The organism is Microbacterium sp. E-13 (assembly GCF_049912955.1).
In the GTDB taxonomy this organism is placed as follows: domain Bacteria; phylum Actinomycetota; class Actinomycetes; order Actinomycetales; family Microbacteriaceae; genus Microbacterium.
Window position 1 is genome coordinate 802942 of the sequence record NZ_CP183973.1, and the last position, 15217, is coordinate 818158.

The following is a 15217-nucleotide window of genomic DNA, read 5'->3' on the forward strand; positions in this document are numbered from 1 at the left end:
CCGGCACCACGAACGTGAGCCCTCCACTGGCGCCCTTCGACAGGCTCAGGGACCGGACCTCTTGGACCGGGACACTGCCGAAGCGCCCCGGAGTGGGATTCACGAACCTCTCCGTTCGATCAAGAAAGCAGCACTACTGTGACGCGCACTTACACCCCCAAGGCTGGCGAAGCCCAGCGCGAGTGGCTGGTCATCGACGCGACTGACGTCGTTCTCGGCCGCCTCGCCTCGCACGCCGCCGCCCTCCTCCGCGGCAAGCACAAGCCGACCTTCGCGCCCCACGTCGACCAGGGCGACTTCGTCATCATCATCAACGCCGAGAAGGTCGCGCTGACCGGCCAGAAGCTCGAGCAGAAGAAGGCCTACCGTCACTCGGGCTACCCGGGCGGCCTCAAGTCGGTCACCTACTCCGAGCTTCTCGAGAAGAACCCGGTCCGCGCCGTGGAGAAGGCCGTGCGCGGCATGCTCCCCAAGAACACGCTCGGCCGCGACCAGCTGTCGAAGCTCAAGGTGTACCGCGGTGCCGAGCACCCGCACGCCGCGCAGAAGCCCACCGCGTACGTTTTCGACCAGGTCGCCCAGTAAGCGCCCCCCAGACAAGGACACACTGATGGCGAACATCGAAGAAACCCCCAGCAGCTACTCGACCGAGACCCAGGTCGACGAGACCGCCGTTGCCACCGAGCGCCCCGTGCTCTCGGTCTCGGGCGCGGCAGTCGGTCGCCGCAAGCAGGCCATCGCCCGCGTGCGCGTGGTCCCCGGCTCGGGCACCATCACCGTCAACGGCCGTGCGTTCGAGGACTACTTCCCGAACAAGCTGCACCAGCAGCTCATCACCGACCCGTTCACGGTGCTCAACCTCACCGGCGCGTACGACGTCATCGTGCGCATCTCGGGCGGTGGCCCCTCGGGCCAGGCCGGCGCGCTGCGTCTCGGCATCGCTCGTGCGCTCAACGAGATCGACGCCGAGAACAACCGCCCGACCCTGAAGAAGGCCGGCTTCCTCTCGCGCGACGCCCGCGTCATCGAGCGCAAGAAGGCCGGTCTCAAGAAGGCCCGCAAGGCTCCGCAGTACTCGAAGCGCTGATCGGAAGCCGCTCCGAATGCCGCTCTTCGGCACGGACGGGGTGAGGGGGCTGGCCAACGGCCCCCTCACCGCCGATCTCGCACTGTCCCTGGCCCAGGCGACCGCCGTCGTCCTGGGCCAGGGCCGTTCCGCGGAAGCGCGCCGCGCCGCCGGCAAGCGCATCCGAGCCGTCGTCGCGCGCGACCCCCGCGTCTCCGGCGAATTCCTCTCCGCCGCCGTCGAGGCGGGCCTGGCCTCGTCGGGCGTCGACGTCTACGACGCCGGCGTGCTGCCGACCCCCGCCGCGGCGTTCCTGATCGCCGACATGGATGCCGACTTCGGCGTCATGGTGTCGGCATCCCACAATCCCGCGCCCGACAACGGCATCAAGATCTTCGCGCGCGGAGGCGTCAAGCTCCCCGACATCGTCGAGCAGCGCATCGAGGCCGCCATGTCGGCCCCCAAGCTCCAGCCCACGGGCGCGGACGTCGGCCGCATCCGCCGCTTCGCCGACGCCGAAGACCGCTACGTCGTGCACCTGCTCGGTTCGCTGCCGAACCGGCTCGACGGCCTCCATGTCGTGCTCGACTGCGCGCACGGCGCGGCCTCGGGTGTCTCTCCCGAGACCTTCAAGGACGCCGGCGCACAGGTCACCGTCATCGGAGCCGACCCCGACGGCCTGAACATCAACGACGGTGTCGGATCCACGCACCTCGACCTGCTCGCCGAGCACGTCGTGCGGGTCGGCGCCGATATCGGCATCGCCCACGACGGCGACGCGGATCGATGCCTCGCGGTCGACGCGAACGGAAGGATCGTCGACGGCGACCAGATCATGGCCATCCTCGCCGTGGCGATGAAGGAGCGCGGTGCGCTCAAGGACGACACGCTCGTCGCCACCGTGATGAGCAACCTCGGCCTGCACCGGGCGATGGACGCGCACGGCATCCGGGTGGAGACGACGGCTGTCGGTGACCGTTATGTGCTCGAGGCGATGAACGAAAAGGGCTACTCGCTCGGCGGAGAGCAGTCGGGGCACGTCATCATGAGCGAGTTCGCCACCACCGGCGACGGACTCCTGACGGGCCTCCACCTGGCCGCCCAGATGTCGCGCACCGGCAAGACCCTCGCCGAACTGGCGTCCGTCATGACCGTGTACCCGCAGGTCCTCGTGAACGTGAAGGGCGTCGACCGTACGCGCGTCGCCGACGAGATCGTGCAGGATGCGGTGGCTCGCGCCACCGCCGAGCTCGGGCTCTCCGGCCGCGTGCTGCTGCGCCCGTCGGGCACCGAGCAGCTCGTGCGCGTGATGGTCGAGGCGGGCTCCGAAGACGATGCCCGCCGCCATGCGGACCGCCTCGCCGACGTCGTGCGGGAGCGCCTCGCCCTCTGAACCGCGTCCCCGGGGTGAGCGTTCGCCCCGGCGGCGCGAACGAACAGACACCGTGAGGTGCCACGGTCGCCCCGCGGGCCGACTTACCGCCACGGCGCCGACGCATTTGTCACGGCTGCGCCGGCCGCGGGCGCTCGGGCCGCCAGGCTAGCCTGAGGGCATCCGAGAGGAGCCATCGTGAGTGAAGCCATCGTCGTCGGAATCACGGATGCCGCGGTCTCTCGAGGTCGTCCGCCGCGTCGAGCGCGGGTACCCGTCGCAGATCATCAACGAGCTGGCCGCCGACGCCCGTCTCGCGGTGGTCGGGTCGCACGGTCGTGGTGCGCTCGCCCGCTTCCTGCTGGGTTCGATCGGCCAGGAGGTGCTCGCTCGACTGGCCACCGTGACCGCGGTGGTGCGCTGAGCCGACCTGGCGGCGCGCGGATGACGGCGCGCGACAGCCCCGATTAGGCCCCAACCCCCGAATAGGCCCCAACCCCCGAATAGGCTGGTGCCATGGCGAAACCGCAGACGCCCCGCGGCGGTCGCGCGCGCGTGAGCGACGTCGCCGCGGCCGCGGGCGTGTCTCCGACGACGGTGTCGCACGCGCTCAGCGGCGCGCGGGCCGTCAACGCCCAGACGCGCGAGCGCATCCTCGCGGTGGCGCGCGAACTCGGGTACGTGCCCGACCGCGTGGCCAGCGGGCTCCGGCGCCGGCGCACCGGGATCGTCGGCCTGATCGGCGACGACCTCGCCACCACGCCCTTCGCCGGCCGCATCATCGAGGGTGCCCGCCGCGCGGGCCTGGAGCACGACGTGCTGCTCATGGTGGCCGAGTCCGGCGGAGACATCGCCGTCGAGGCGGATCTGATCGCCCGTTTCCTCGCGCAGCGCGTCGACGGCCTGCTCATCGCGCGGATGTACCATCAGCGCGTCGACCGGCCGGCGGTTCCCGACGACGTGCCGGTCGTGCTGGTGGATGCTGCTCCCGAACCCGGCTGGGAGGTGGACGCGGTCGTGCCCGACGAGGCGCAGATCGCCGCAGTGGCCTGCGAGCGTCTGCTGCGCGACGGTCACCGCGCGATCGCCTACGTCGGCACGACCGACGAATCGCGGGCCGCGCGGGGACGCCTCATCGGCGTGCGCTCGGTGCTCGGCGACGCGGGGATCTCACTGGACGACCGGATCGAGTTCTGCTCGTCCGACGCAGTGGGCGGGCGCGGGGCCGGCGGGCGGCTGCTCGACCGGTCCGATCCGCCGACGGCTGTCATCTGCTTCAACGACCAGATCGCCATGGGCGTGATGCAGGCGGCAGCGCGGCGCGGCATCCCCATTCCGTCCGGGCTGTCGGTCGTCGGGATCGATGACCTGCACACGGTCGCCGACGCGCTCGACCCCGGGCTCACCACCGTGGCGCTGCCTCACGAGGAGATGGGCGCCTGGGGCATGACGCGGCTGCTCGAGCGCATCGAGGGCGACACGTCGCCCGCCGACGAGCGCCTGCACCGGGTGCGCGGCTGGCTCGTCGAGCGCGGATCGGTGGACACGCCGTCGCGCTGAGCCCGCACGCCGGACGAGTGCAAACGTGAGGGACGGCGGCGGGTGCGCTCCGGCCTACTCGGCCCGCGACCCACGGTCGATCGGCGCCACGCGGAGCGGGGTGAGGGTCGCACCCGTCACGGCCACCGCACCCTTCACGCCCTCGATGCGCAGGCTCCTCGGCCCGGCCGATCCGAAGGTGGCCATCGTCAGCGCCGCCTCGCCGTCGCCGGCGAAGACCTCGACCGAGGAGGCGTCCACGACGATGTCGAGCGCGATGCCGCCGTCCCGGAGCGGCACCGCCGCACTGCGCACCTCGCGGTACGCCTCGGGCATGCCGTGCGCGGCGGTGTCGGCATCCCTCGCCACGAAGGCCCTTTCCTCGGCGAAGTCGTAGCCCACCGTGGCGAAGGCGCCGTCGGCGCTCATCACCTTCACCCGCAGCTCGCCGTCCTCGCTCGACGCCCGCAGCCGCAGCCGATAGGCACCCGATGCAGGTGCCGTGACGTCGATCGCCCGCTCCGCGTCGACGTGCACATCGTCGATCCGCTGCGGCTCGCCCTCGAGCGCCGCCAGCTCGGACGCCGGGCGTGAGTGCAGCGTGGCACGGCCGGCGTCGGACCGGAGGCTCATCGCACGCACGAGCGAGTCCGAGCCGCCGTGCCAGTCGTCCGTCGGAAACTCGCCGGCGTAGGCCCAGTTGTTCATCCAGCCGATGCCGTAGCGCGTCGTCAGCCTCTCGCTCGGGCTGAGGCGCGGATCGTCCCACGTGACCGCCGCGTAGTAGTCGGGGCCGTGATCGAGCCACTGGTGGCCGGTGCCGTCGGCGGTGAAGCGCTCGCCGTCCCACTCGCCCACCCAGTAGGCCGTGCCCGTGGTCATGCCCTCCGACGCACCGTTCGCCCCCGCGGCGAGCACCCACCGCACATCGTCGGGGTCGCCGTCGACGGCCATCGGAAAGAGGTCAGGGCACTCGAGCACGCCGAGGCCCTCGGTCGCGAAGTCCGACGTGTACGTCCACTCGCGCAGGTTCGGCGACGTGTAGAACCCGATGCGGTCGTGCTCGGCCAGTGCCATGACCCAATGTCCGGCCGCGTCGTCCCAGAACACCCGCGGGTCGCGCCAGTCGGCGACCCCGGGATTCTCCATGATCGGATTGCCGTCGAACGACTCGAAGCGGTAGCCGCCGTCGCGCGAGACGAACAGCGACTGGCGCTGCACGCCGTCCACCTGCTGGGTCACGATCGCGATGACTGCTCCGGCGCCGAAGCCCGCCGTGCCGTTCTCATCAACGACGGCGGTGCCGGTCCAGATGTCGCCGAGCCCGTTGCCGTACTTCTCGATCGCGACGCCCTCGTCCTTCCAGTGCACGAGGTCGGTGGACGTCGCGTGGTACCACGCGGTGCCGTTCCCGTCGGGGTAGTCCGCGTTGTAGAGGTAGTAGAAGTGCCATCGCCCGTCGAGGAAGAAGGGCTTCTGCGGATCGTTCATCCAGTCGGCGCCTGGTGTGAGGTGGATTCCCGGCCGATGCACCGACCAGTCCGCGGGCCGCGTCGAGGCGTCCGCGGACGGCGCTGTCGGAGTGGGGCGCGCACCGGGGCCGTCGCCCGAGGGCCGGAGCACGGCGATCGCGGTCCCGAGCGCGACCGCGACCACCGCGATGGCCGCAGCCGCCCAGAGCAGGGCGCGCCGCCAGGGGAACGTGGTGGAGGCGTCGTGAGCGTGCATCGCGGATTCCTTCCGGATCGGGCGGGCAGCGGGTGTCAGGCGGGTCGGTGGCGGGGTTTCGGTGGCCGAGGGTCGGGAGACGGGCTCGCGAGTCGGACGGCAGGCGGTCCTCAACTGAGGCGACGGATGCCTCGGCACGGGGCCGTGCCGAGGCATCCGTCGTGCGTCGGTCAGGGTCAGCGCAGCGGCGTGACCTGACCGCCCGGGTTGACGTTGAGGTTCGCCGGGATGTCGGCGTAGCCGCCGAGCCCGCCGTTCCCGTAGGAGTAGTCGACCGCCGACGAGGCGCCGTCGATGTCGATCTTGACCGTCGGCGCGAGCGTGCCGCCGCGACGGAAGTCGCCTTCCGTGCCGACAGTGTCGATGAACGACTGCACCAGTCCGCCGGGCATCACGTAGTGCGAGTACGCCTGGAAGTGCCCGATCGGCTGGTTGTAGTCCGGCGCGAAGGGCTGTCCGCCCGCGAAGTTCAGGTTCGTCGGGTTGCCCAGTGCCAGGCCCGAGCCCGAGTTCATCGGCTGGTAGTCGCTGCGGATGCCGTCACCGACGAACCCGTAGACGCCCTCGGGGCCATCGATGCCGTTCGCGAACGTGCCGCGGTGGCTGATGGTGAAGAGGTAGTACTTGCCGTCCTTCATGTAGATCTGCGGACGCTCGGTCTGGTCGGTGACGCAGTTGGCCGACAGGATGGGCGGCAGGAACTCCCACTCGGTGAGCTCCTCGTTCTTCGCCTTCGCGAGACCGATGTTGCCGATCTGGTACGTGGCGCCGGAGGCGTTCACCTGCTCGACCGTCTCCGCGTACGGGTCGCCCTCACGGTAGCCGAGGTCGTCCTCGTCGCAGGTCGCGGTCTCGCGCTGCATGGCGGAGTTGCCTTCGAAGACCATGTAGGTCTCACCGGGGTGGGCCGGGTCCTCGAACGTGAACGGGTCGCGGAAGTTGAAGAACTCGTTCTGCGCGCCGGTCTGGTAGTAGGTGCCGTCGGCCTGCAGCAGGTCGGTGACCTTGTCGAACCCGGTCAGCTTCACGCCGTTCTTGTTGGCATGCACCTTGCCGACGCTCAGCGCGATGCGCGGGTCGTAGGGCTTCCGGTTGCTGCCGTCCTCGTTGCGGTAGAACGCGACATCGGTGAAGAACAGCTTGATCTCGCCGCCCTTCGAGATGCGCGCCGAACCCGACCACTGGGTCTGGTGGCTGTACGACTGGTCGGGGAAGATCTTGCCGGTCACGCCTTCGTCGAAGACGAGACCGCCATAGGTCCAGCCGCCGTTCTCCGGACGCTCGTCGGCGGGCACGCCGGCGGGGCGATAGAAGTACCCGATCTTCGCGAACACGTGGCGCTCGTCGAACACCAGGTTGCGGTCGGCCACGAGCGAGAAGATGATCTCCTGGCCGTTGACGCTGTACTGGTTGGCGTTCTCATCGGTCAGCGGCCACGAGTCCCAGACCCACACCTGCTCGTTGCTCATGTCGGGGAAGTCCTGCGGAACCGCGGGCATGGTGAGCTCGGCGGGCATCGAGTTCTGCTTCGAGCCCGCGGTGGGGTCCGAGAGGCGCTTGAGCTGGCGGGCGTCGGCCCGAGTCCACTTGGCGGTGAAGTCGTCTTCGGGGGCGTGGGCTTCCTGCGTGTGGACGGTCGGCTGGGGGCCGTCCTGCAGGTCGGGGACAGTGGGGGCGGGGGCGGCGGAGGCTGCGGCGGGCAGTCCGACCAGTACGGATGCCGCCACCGCGGCCGCCGTGAGACCGCCGGTCAGAACGCGCCTGACCTTTTTCGGGGGAGTGTGCATTTCTGATTGCTCCTTGGATTCACAGCAACACAAATCGATTTGCATTGGCCATCCATAGTTGCACGCACTCCCACTCCCCGCACATCTGGATGCAGCCGCATGGACTGCTGGGCCCCGGCCCGCCTTCCGCAACGCCGACGACGGCGGCCGGTTCGTCGGCGGCATCACCGATCCGATGCTGGTCGAGTGGGACGGCGGGCGTCTCCGCGTGACAGACGCCGTCAGCGCGATTGCCGAGCAGGTGGCGATCGGCTGACACCCGGGCGTCGAGCGCCCACGTCATTTCGCGTCCAGCGGGTTGAGCCATGAGACTTCGAGTCTCTAAAGTGGAGGCGTGCTCGAAACGGGGGAATCGCGCACGACGATCCGTACGATGCCCGGGCAACGGCGGATCGGGTCGGTGCCGGGGTCCTGGGGACCCGGCACCGCGACCACTGTCAGGCCCACCTCGCCGTGGCAGTGCGGCGTCGAGAGACGTCGCACTGTCGCGCGATAATCAGATGGTGCCCGCACCCCTTGCCCGTTCACGGCGTCCTGCCGGACAGACGCGTGACCTCATGCTCCAGGTCGCCGTCGCGCGCGTGAAGGCCGAGGGACTCCTGCTCGACTACGCCAACATCGAGCTCGAGGATCTGATCCGCACCGCGGGGGTGCCGCGCTCGACCGTCTTCCGCATCTGGCCCGACCGCGCGGCGTTCGTCGCCGACCTCGTCCGCGCACTCTTCGAAGCCGACCCGGGCTTCGACACCGGCTTCGATGCCGAGACGCTGGACGCACTGCGGCAGGCCGTCGCCGAAAGTGCCGGCGCGCCCGCGGCGGAGCGGCCGGCGATGCTGCGCGATCTGCTGCGTCGCGCTGCCGCCCACAACATGGTCGCCGTCGAGAACACGATCGCCTGGCGCGCGTACCGCACCATGTCGGCGGCCCTGTCGAGCGGCGACGCCGTGCCCGGCGGCGACGGGATCCGGGCGCTGCTCTCGGAGCTCGAGGGGCGCTACGCCGAGCGCATGGCCGAGATCTACCGCGCGCTCAACCAGGCCTTCGGCATGCGCATGCGTGACGGCGTCTCCGAGGCGGATCTCGCCATCGCCGTCATGGCCATGATCGACGGCATGAGCGACCACCGTCGCATCGACCCGGCCACGGTCGACGCCCCGCGCACGGTGGCACTCGGCCCCGAGGGACCCCGCGACTGGCACCTCGCGGGCATCGCGGTATGGGGCATCTACACGGCCTTCACCGAGTCGGCCGACGCGTAGCTGCCATCGGCCGGCGGCCCCGGATCAGGCGCTCGGCGCGCTCCAGCTGAGCGATTCGATGTAGCGCAGCAGCACCCCTTCGCGGAGGGCCCACGGCGACACTTCCAGCTCGTCGACGTCCATCGCGCTCATCGCCTCGTGCAGCACCACGGCGCCGGCCACGATCTGGAACGTCCGGTCGGGGGTGATCCCCGGCAGCTCCTGACGGGCGGAGGCCGGAATGCGTGCCAGGCGCGGAATCCACGAGCCGAGCGAGGCCCGGGGGCAGCATCCGCTCGATTCCAGACCATCCGGGAACCGGATAGCCGACGAGCTTCGCCAGCGAGCGGATCGCCTTCGACGAGCCGACCACGTGGTCGGGCCGATCCAGTTTGCCGAACGACTTCGCCACGGGTGCGAGCGTCTTGCGGGCGTGGTGCCGCAGCTTCTCGACGGCCGCCTCGCCCGGCGGGTCTTCGGGGAGGAACTGCACCGTCATGCGCCCCGCCCCGAGCGGGACGGATGCCGCCGCCTCCGGCAGCTCGTCGGCTCCCGCCGCGATCTCGAGCGACCCGCCGCCGATGTCGAACAGCAGGATCTGCCCGGCCGCCCAGCCGAACCACCGTCGCACCGCGAGGAAGGTGTAGCGGGCCTCGGTCTCGCCCCCGAGCACCTGGAGAGGCTGGCCGAGGGCGCCTTCGATGAGCCCGATGACCTCGGGACCGTTCGCGGCCTCGCGTACGGCGGAGGTCGCCGTCGCGAGCAGCTCGTCCACCTTCTCCGCGGCAGCGATCTCACGGGCCTCGGTGACCGCGGCGACGAGCGCGCTGACGCCCTCCTCGGTGATCGAGCCGTCGGGCGCCAGATAGCGCATGAGGCGCAGCACCGTGCGCTGACTCGTCGTGGCGAGCGGCCGCCCCCCGGGTCGGACGTCGGCGACGAGCAGATGGACGGTGTTCGAGCCGATATCGAGGACTCCGAGGCGCACGGGGAAAGCGTAGCGGGGCCGAAGGGCTACGATGGGCGCGATGTCCGCCGACGAAGCGACCCTGCACGAGGCAGGTGTGGTCGCACCCGCTCTCTCCCTCTACCGCGAGATCGACCGCGCCGATTGGGCGCGCCTGGCGGCCGGCATGACGCAGCCGCTGACCGAGACCGAGATCGTGCAGATCAGAGGCCTCGGCGACCGGCTCGACATGGCCGAGGTGGCGCAGGTCTACCTGCCGCTGTCGCGGCTGCTGTCGCTCTACGCGGAGGCGACGAAGCGGCTGGGCGCCGAGGAGTCCGCCTTCCTCGGCGAGGCGGACTCGACGACCCCCTTCATCATCGGGGTGGCCGGATCGGTCGCCGTGGGCAAGTCGACGATCGCCCGCCTCCTGCGGGAGCTGACCTCTCGCTGGCCGGGAACGCCGCGCGTCGAGCTCATCACGACCGACGGCTTCCTCTATCCCAACGCCGAGCTCGAGCGACGCGGCCTCATGGACCGCAAGGGCTTCCCCGAGTCGTACGACCGCCGCGCGCTCGTGTCGTTCCTCACCGAGGTGAAGAGCGGCGCCCCCGAGGTGCGGGCCCCGTTCTACTCGCACATGCGCTACGACATCGTGCCCGACGCGGTGATCACCGTGCGCCGCCCCGACATCGTGATCGTCGAGGGCCTCAACGTGCTGCAGCCGCCGCCCACCCCGAACGACGTCGCGGTGAGCGACCTGTTCGACTTCTCGATCTACGTCGATGCGGATGCCGCGCACATCACGCAGTGGTACGTGGACCGCTTCCTCGCCCTGCGCCGGGCCGCGTTCAGCAACCCGAGCTCGTTCTTCAACGTGTTCGCCCAGCTCACCGACGAGGAGGCCGTGGAGCGCGCTCTCGGTTACTGGAACAACATCAACCTGCCGAACCTCCAGGAGAACGTCCTGCCCACGAGGCACCGAGCGAACCTCGTGCTGCAGAAGGCCGCTGACCACACCGTGGAGACAGTGCTGCTCCGCAAGCTCTGAGACCTGAGGCTTTTCCTTGCGCGTTATGCCATGAAACGTTTGGTATTCCGGCCCGCGCATGCGATACGTTACGGGCAACAGCGGCGCTTGGGGGCGCCGCCCTTGTCAATGGGGAGTGACATGACGTTATCCGCGCGCGCTCAGAACACCGTCGGCCGCCGTCTGGCGATGACCACGACCGCCATCCTGGTGGGCGCGATGCTGCCGTTCCTGGCCGCTCCCGCTGCGGCGTCGGCGGCGGTCTCAGAGACCGAGCCCAACAACTCCACGTCGCAGGCCGATGTGATTGCCGCCGGGACGGCGGTGTCGGGTTCGACGTCGAGTCAGTATTCGACGGAGTCGGACTACTTCGCGGTGGATCTGCCGAGTGCGGGCAGGGTGTCGCTGGATCTGAAGTTCCCGTCGAACCTGGGTGCGGGTGACGTGTACTCGGTGGACGTGTACGACGCGTCGGCGACGAAGTTGTACCACTTCGATGTGACGGGCAACCGGTATGACGGCAGCTGGTTGCGGTCGTTCGCGACCTATGCGCCGGCGGGGCGTCTGTACGTGCGGATCTACGGTCAGAACAACTGGGCGAGCTGGGGGCAGACGTACACGTTCACGCCGGGGTTCACGGCAGGCAGTGTGGAGACGGAGTTCAACAACTACACCTCGGACGCCGATGTGATCCCGGTGGGCACGGGGGTGTCGGGATCCACCCTGTCGCACTACTCGACGGAGTCGGACTACTTCGCGGTGGATCTGCCGAGTGCGGGCAGGGTGTCGCTGGATCTGAAGTTCCCGTCGAACCTGGGTGCGGGTGACGTGTACTCGGTGGACGTGTACGACGCGTCGGCGACGAAGTTGTACCACTTCGATGTGACGGGCAACCGGTATGACGGCAGCTGGTTGCGGTCGTTCGCGACCTATGCGCCGGCGGGGCGTCTGTACGTGCGGATCTACGGTCAGAACAACTGGGCGAGCTGGGGGCAGACGTACACGTTCACGCCGGGGTTCACGGCAGGCAGTGTGGAGACGGAGTTCAACAACTACACCTCGGACGCCGATGTGATCCCGGTGGGCACGGGGGTGTCGGGATCCACCCTGTCGCACTACTCGACGGAGTCGGACTACTTCGCGGTGGATCTGCCGAGTGCGGGCAGGGTGTCGCTGGATCTGAAGTTCCCGTCGAACCTGGGTGCGGGTGACGTGTACTCGGTGGACGTGTACGACGCGTCGGCGACGAAGTTGTACCACTTCGATGTGACGGGCAACCGGTATGACGGCAGCTGGTTGCGGTCGTTCGCGACCTATGCGCCGGCGGGGCGTCTGTACGTGCGGATCTACGGTCAGAACAACTGGGCGAGCTGGGGGCAGACGTACACGTTCACGCCGGGGTTCACGGCAGGCAGTGTGGAGACGGAGTTCAACAACTCCACCTCGGACGCCGATGTGACCCCGGTGGGCACGGGGGTGTCGGGATCCACCCTGTCGCACTACTCGACGGAGTCGGACTACTTCGCCTTCGACGTCGCGGCGGCGCGCAACCTCTCGCTCCTGCTCAAGTTCCCCTCGAACCTGGGGTCGGCCGACGTCTACGACGTGGACGTGTACGACGCCTCGGGAACCAGGTTGTACCACTTCGACGTGACCGGCAATCGGTACGACGGCAGCTGGCTGGCGCCGCAGTACATCAGGGTCGCGGCCGGTCGCACCTACGTCCGGATCTCCGGCCAGAACAACTGGACGAGCTGGGGCAAGGCCTACACGCTCACGGCGCGGTATGTCTTCACCCAGACGCCGGTTCCCACCATCTCAGGCACAGCCAAGGTCGGGTCGACACTGACCGCGAACACCGGAACATGGTCGCCCACGCCGACGACCTTCGCGTACCAGTGGCTACGCAACGGAACCGCGATCAGCGGCGCCACCAGCGCGACCTACAAGCTGGTGACCGCAGACGCCGGCAAGAGCCTGACGGTGAAGGTGACGGGGTCCAGGAATGCCTACCGCACCATCACCAAGACCAGCGCGGCGAAGGCCATCCCGCAGTAGTGGTGGGGATCCGGGCCTCCCTATTCGTAAAGGCTGCTTGCAAAACCCCCCGCCTACCATTGGGGCCATGTGCGGAATCGTCGGATACGTGGGTCCTCGCCCGAGCCAGGCCGTCCTGATGTCAGGGCTGTCGCGCCTCGAGTACCGCGGGTACGACTCCGCCGGCATCGCGGTGATCGACGGCGACGGCGATCTGGGCATGCGCAAGCGCGCGGGCAAGCTGCAGGTGCTGCGCGACGATCTCGCGGCGCGTCCGCTCGCCGACGGCACCACCGGCATCGGGCACACCCGCTGGGCGACCCACGGTGGACCGACCGACGGGAACGCCCACCCGCATCTGGCCGACGACGACAGGCTCGCCGTCATCCACAACGGGATCATCGAGAACTTCGCGGAGCTCAAGGACGAGCTCGTCGCCGACGGCTTCACCTTCCGCAGCGAGACCGACACCGAGGTGGCCGCTGTGCTGCTCGGCCGCGAGTACCGCCGCTCGGGCGACCTCGTCGAGGCGTTCCGCTCGGTCGTGTCGCGCCTCGAGGGCGCCTTCACCCTGCTCGCCATGCACGAGGAGCAGCCCGGTCTGGTCGTGGGCGCCCGCCGCAACTCGCCGCTGGTGATCGGTCTCGGCCAGGGCGAGAACTTCCTCGGGTCGGACGTCGCGGCGTTCGTCGAGCACACCCGCCACGCCCTCGCCATCGGGCAGGACCAGATCGTGGCCATCACCCCCGCGGCGGTGACCGTGACGGACTTCGACGGCAACCCCGTCGACGTCGAGCCGTTCGAGGTCACGTGGGATGCTGCGGCCGCCGAGAAGGGCGGCTGGTCGTCGTTCATGGCCAAAGAGGTGTCGGAGGAGCCCGAGGCGGTCGCCAACACCCTGCGCGGTCGCGTGCGCGACGGGGTCGTCGTCATTCCCGAGCTGGACGGCCTCGACGAGCTGTTCGCCGGCATCTCGCGAATCATCGTGATCGCCTGCGGAACCGCGGCCTACGCCGGCCAGGTCGGCAAGTACGCGATCGAGCAGTGGACCCGCATCCCCGTCGACGTTGAGCTCGCGCACGAATTCCGCTACCGCGACCCGGTGATCGGCCCCGACACGCTCGTCGTCTCGATCAGCCAGTCCGGGGAGACCATGGACACCCTCATGGCCGTGAAGTACGCCCGCGAGCACGGCGCCCGGACCCTGTCGATCTGCAACACGCAGGGCGCGACGATCCCGCGGGAGTCCGACGCCATCGTCTACACGCACGCCGGCCCCGAGGTCGCCGTCGCCTCGACGAAGGCGTTCGTGGCCCAGGTCACCGCGCTCTACCTGATGGGCCTCCACATCGGTCGCGTGCGCGGCGCGATCGCAGCCGCCGACGCCGCCCACCACGTGCGCGAGCTGGAGGCGATCCCGGCGAAGATCGGGCAGATCCTCGAGCGCGAGCAGCCCCGCATCGAGCAGCTCGCCCACTGGATGGCCGACACCCGCTCGGTGCTCTTCCTCGGTCGCCACGTCGGCTATCCGATCGCCCTCGAGGGTGCACTCAAGCTCAAGGAGCTCGCCTACATCCACGCCGAGGGCTTCGCCGCCGGCGAGCTCAAGCACGGCCCCATCGCGCTGATCGAGCCCGGCCAGCCCGTGTTCGTGATCGTCCCGTCGCCGCGAGAATCGGCCGAGATGCACAAGAAGGTCATCTCGAGCATCGAGGAGGTCCGCGCCCGCGGCGCCCGCGTCATCGCGATCGCCGAGGAAGGCGACGCGGCCGTGCTGCCCAAGGCCGACGAGGTGCTGCGCATCCCGCTCGCAGGTCCCTTCTTCGAACCCCTGCTGGCCGTCGTGCCGCTGCACATCTTCGCGATGGGCCTCGCGACGGCGAAGGGCCTCGACGTCGACCAGCCGCGCAACCTGGCGAAGTCCGTCACGGTCGAATAGGCACCTGTCGGGAAGGGCGGTGGCCGTGGTTCGCCCCTCCGTCGCCGGGACGAACGTCGGGCGGCCACAGGAAGACATCCGGCGGCCGCGATAGGGTGGCGGATGCCGCGGCCGCGGCCTCCGGGAGGACCACATGATCGTCGGGATCGGCGTCGACCTCGTCGACATCCCGCGTTTCGAGCGGACGATCGAGCGCACGCCAGCCCTGCTGCACCGCCTCTTCTCCGACGCCGAGCGCGTGCTCAAGCCGCACTCGCTGGCGGCGCGCTATGCCGCGAAGGAGGCTCTCATCAAAGCGCTCGGCGGCTCCGACGGCGTGCACTGGACCGAGATCGAGGTCGCGTCCGAGGCATCCGGGCGGCCGGTGTTCTCGCTCTGCGGCTCGACGGCCGCCGTCGTCGCCGACCGCGGGATCACCGCGCTGCACCTGTCGCTGTCGCACGACGCCGGCCTTGCGGCGGCGTACGTGGTCGCCGAGGCCCGTGCAACGCCCGGCCAGGGGATCCCCGACGAGACCGGCGGAACGGTCCCCGGT

12 protein-coding genes and 2 pseudogenes are annotated in these 15217 nt (G+C 69.6%); 11 read left to right on the forward strand and 3 right to left on the reverse strand.

Annotated features, from left to right (window positions below; all coding sequences use genetic code 11):
* The first annotated feature begins 138 nt into the window (after positions 1-138).
* The 5 genes from rplM (at position 139) to ACN9MP_RS03655 (ending at position 3998) form a co-directional block, all read left to right on the forward strand.
* Positions 139-585 (forward strand): 50S ribosomal protein L13, encoded by a 447-nt coding sequence (gene rplM / locus ACN9MP_RS03635; RefSeq protein WP_194397531.1) that lies wholly within the window; start codon positions 139-141, stop codon positions 583-585.
* Between the two features lie 25 nt (positions 586-610).
* Entirely contained in the window at positions 611-1087 is a 477-nt protein-coding gene (gene rpsI, locus ACN9MP_RS03640) for a 30S ribosomal protein S9 (protein ID WP_426323962.1), read from the forward strand.
* Positions 1088-1103: 16 nt separating this feature from the next.
* The gene (gene glmM, locus ACN9MP_RS03645; protein ID WP_426323963.1) at positions 1104-2459 is read left to right on the forward strand and encodes a phosphoglucosamine mutase; all 1356 of its coding nucleotides are present in this window, start codon (positions 1104-1106) and stop codon (positions 2457-2459) included.
* A gap of 208 nt (positions 2460-2667) precedes the next feature.
* Positions 2668-2862: a universal stress protein gene (locus ACN9MP_RS03650; protein ID WP_426323964.1), complete on the forward strand. Its 195-nt coding sequence runs from the start codon at positions 2668-2670 to the stop codon at positions 2860-2862.
* A 92-nt stretch (positions 2863-2954) separates the two neighbouring features.
* Positions 2955-3998: a LacI family DNA-binding transcriptional regulator gene (locus ACN9MP_RS03655; RefSeq protein WP_426323965.1), complete on the forward strand. Its 1044-nt coding sequence runs from the start codon at positions 2955-2957 to the stop codon at positions 3996-3998.
* Between the two features lie 54 nt (positions 3999-4052).
* Here the strand turns inward: ACN9MP_RS03655 and ACN9MP_RS03660 are convergent, their stop codons facing one another.
* Together ACN9MP_RS03660 and ACN9MP_RS03665 are read right to left on the reverse strand one after the other, a co-directional pair.
* A complete protein-coding gene (locus ACN9MP_RS03660) occupies positions 4053-5705 on the reverse strand; it encodes a glycoside hydrolase family 32 protein (protein ID WP_426323966.1) in 1653 nt (550 codons plus the stop codon).
* 176 nt (positions 5706-5881) lie between these two features.
* Complete coding sequence (locus ACN9MP_RS03665; RefSeq protein WP_426323967.1) at positions 5882-7492, reverse strand: glycoside hydrolase family 68 protein; 1611 nt, start codon at positions 7490-7492, stop codon at positions 5882-5884.
* 58 nt (positions 7493-7550) lie between these two features.
* Here ACN9MP_RS03665 and ACN9MP_RS03670 point away from each other — a divergent pair, with 58 nt between their 5' ends.
* Together ACN9MP_RS03670 and ACN9MP_RS03675 are read left to right on the forward strand one after the other, a co-directional pair.
* Complete coding sequence (locus ACN9MP_RS03670) at positions 7551-7748, forward strand: hypothetical protein (RefSeq protein ID WP_426323968.1); 198 nt, start codon at positions 7551-7553, stop codon at positions 7746-7748.
* Positions 7749-8049: 301 nt separating this feature from the next.
* Positions 8050-8751, forward strand: coding sequence for a hypothetical protein (locus tag ACN9MP_RS03675; RefSeq protein WP_426323969.1), 702 nt, complete (start codon positions 8050-8052; stop codon positions 8749-8751).
* 24 nt (positions 8752-8775) lie between these two features.
* Here the strand turns inward: ACN9MP_RS03675 and ACN9MP_RS03680 are convergent.
* A pseudogene (locus ACN9MP_RS03680) lies at positions 8776-9718 on the reverse strand (Ppx/GppA phosphatase family protein).
* Between the two features lie 40 nt (positions 9719-9758).
* Between ACN9MP_RS03680 and coaA the strand changes: the two are divergent.
* The 4 genes and pseudogenes from coaA to ACN9MP_RS03700 all read left to right on the forward strand — a co-directional run.
* Positions 9759-10727 (forward strand): type I pantothenate kinase, encoded by a 969-nt coding sequence (coaA, locus tag ACN9MP_RS03685; RefSeq protein WP_426323970.1) that lies wholly within the window; start codon positions 9759-9761, stop codon positions 10725-10727.
* A gap of 120 nt (positions 10728-10847) precedes the next feature.
* The gene (locus ACN9MP_RS03690; RefSeq protein ID WP_426323971.1) at positions 10848-12764 is read left to right on the forward strand and encodes a hypothetical protein; all 1917 of its coding nucleotides are present in this window, start codon (positions 10848-10850) and stop codon (positions 12762-12764) included.
* A 67-nt stretch (positions 12765-12831) separates the two neighbouring features.
* Positions 12832-14682: a glutamine--fructose-6-phosphate transaminase (isomerizing) gene (gene glmS / locus ACN9MP_RS03695; protein WP_426323972.1), complete on the forward strand. Its 1851-nt coding sequence runs from the start codon at positions 12832-12834 to the stop codon at positions 14680-14682.
* Positions 14683-14815: 133 nt separating this feature from the next.
* Positions 14816-15169: pseudogene (locus ACN9MP_RS03700) on the forward strand (holo-ACP synthase); the annotation flags it as partial.
* Positions 15170-15217 lie beyond the last annotated feature (48 nt).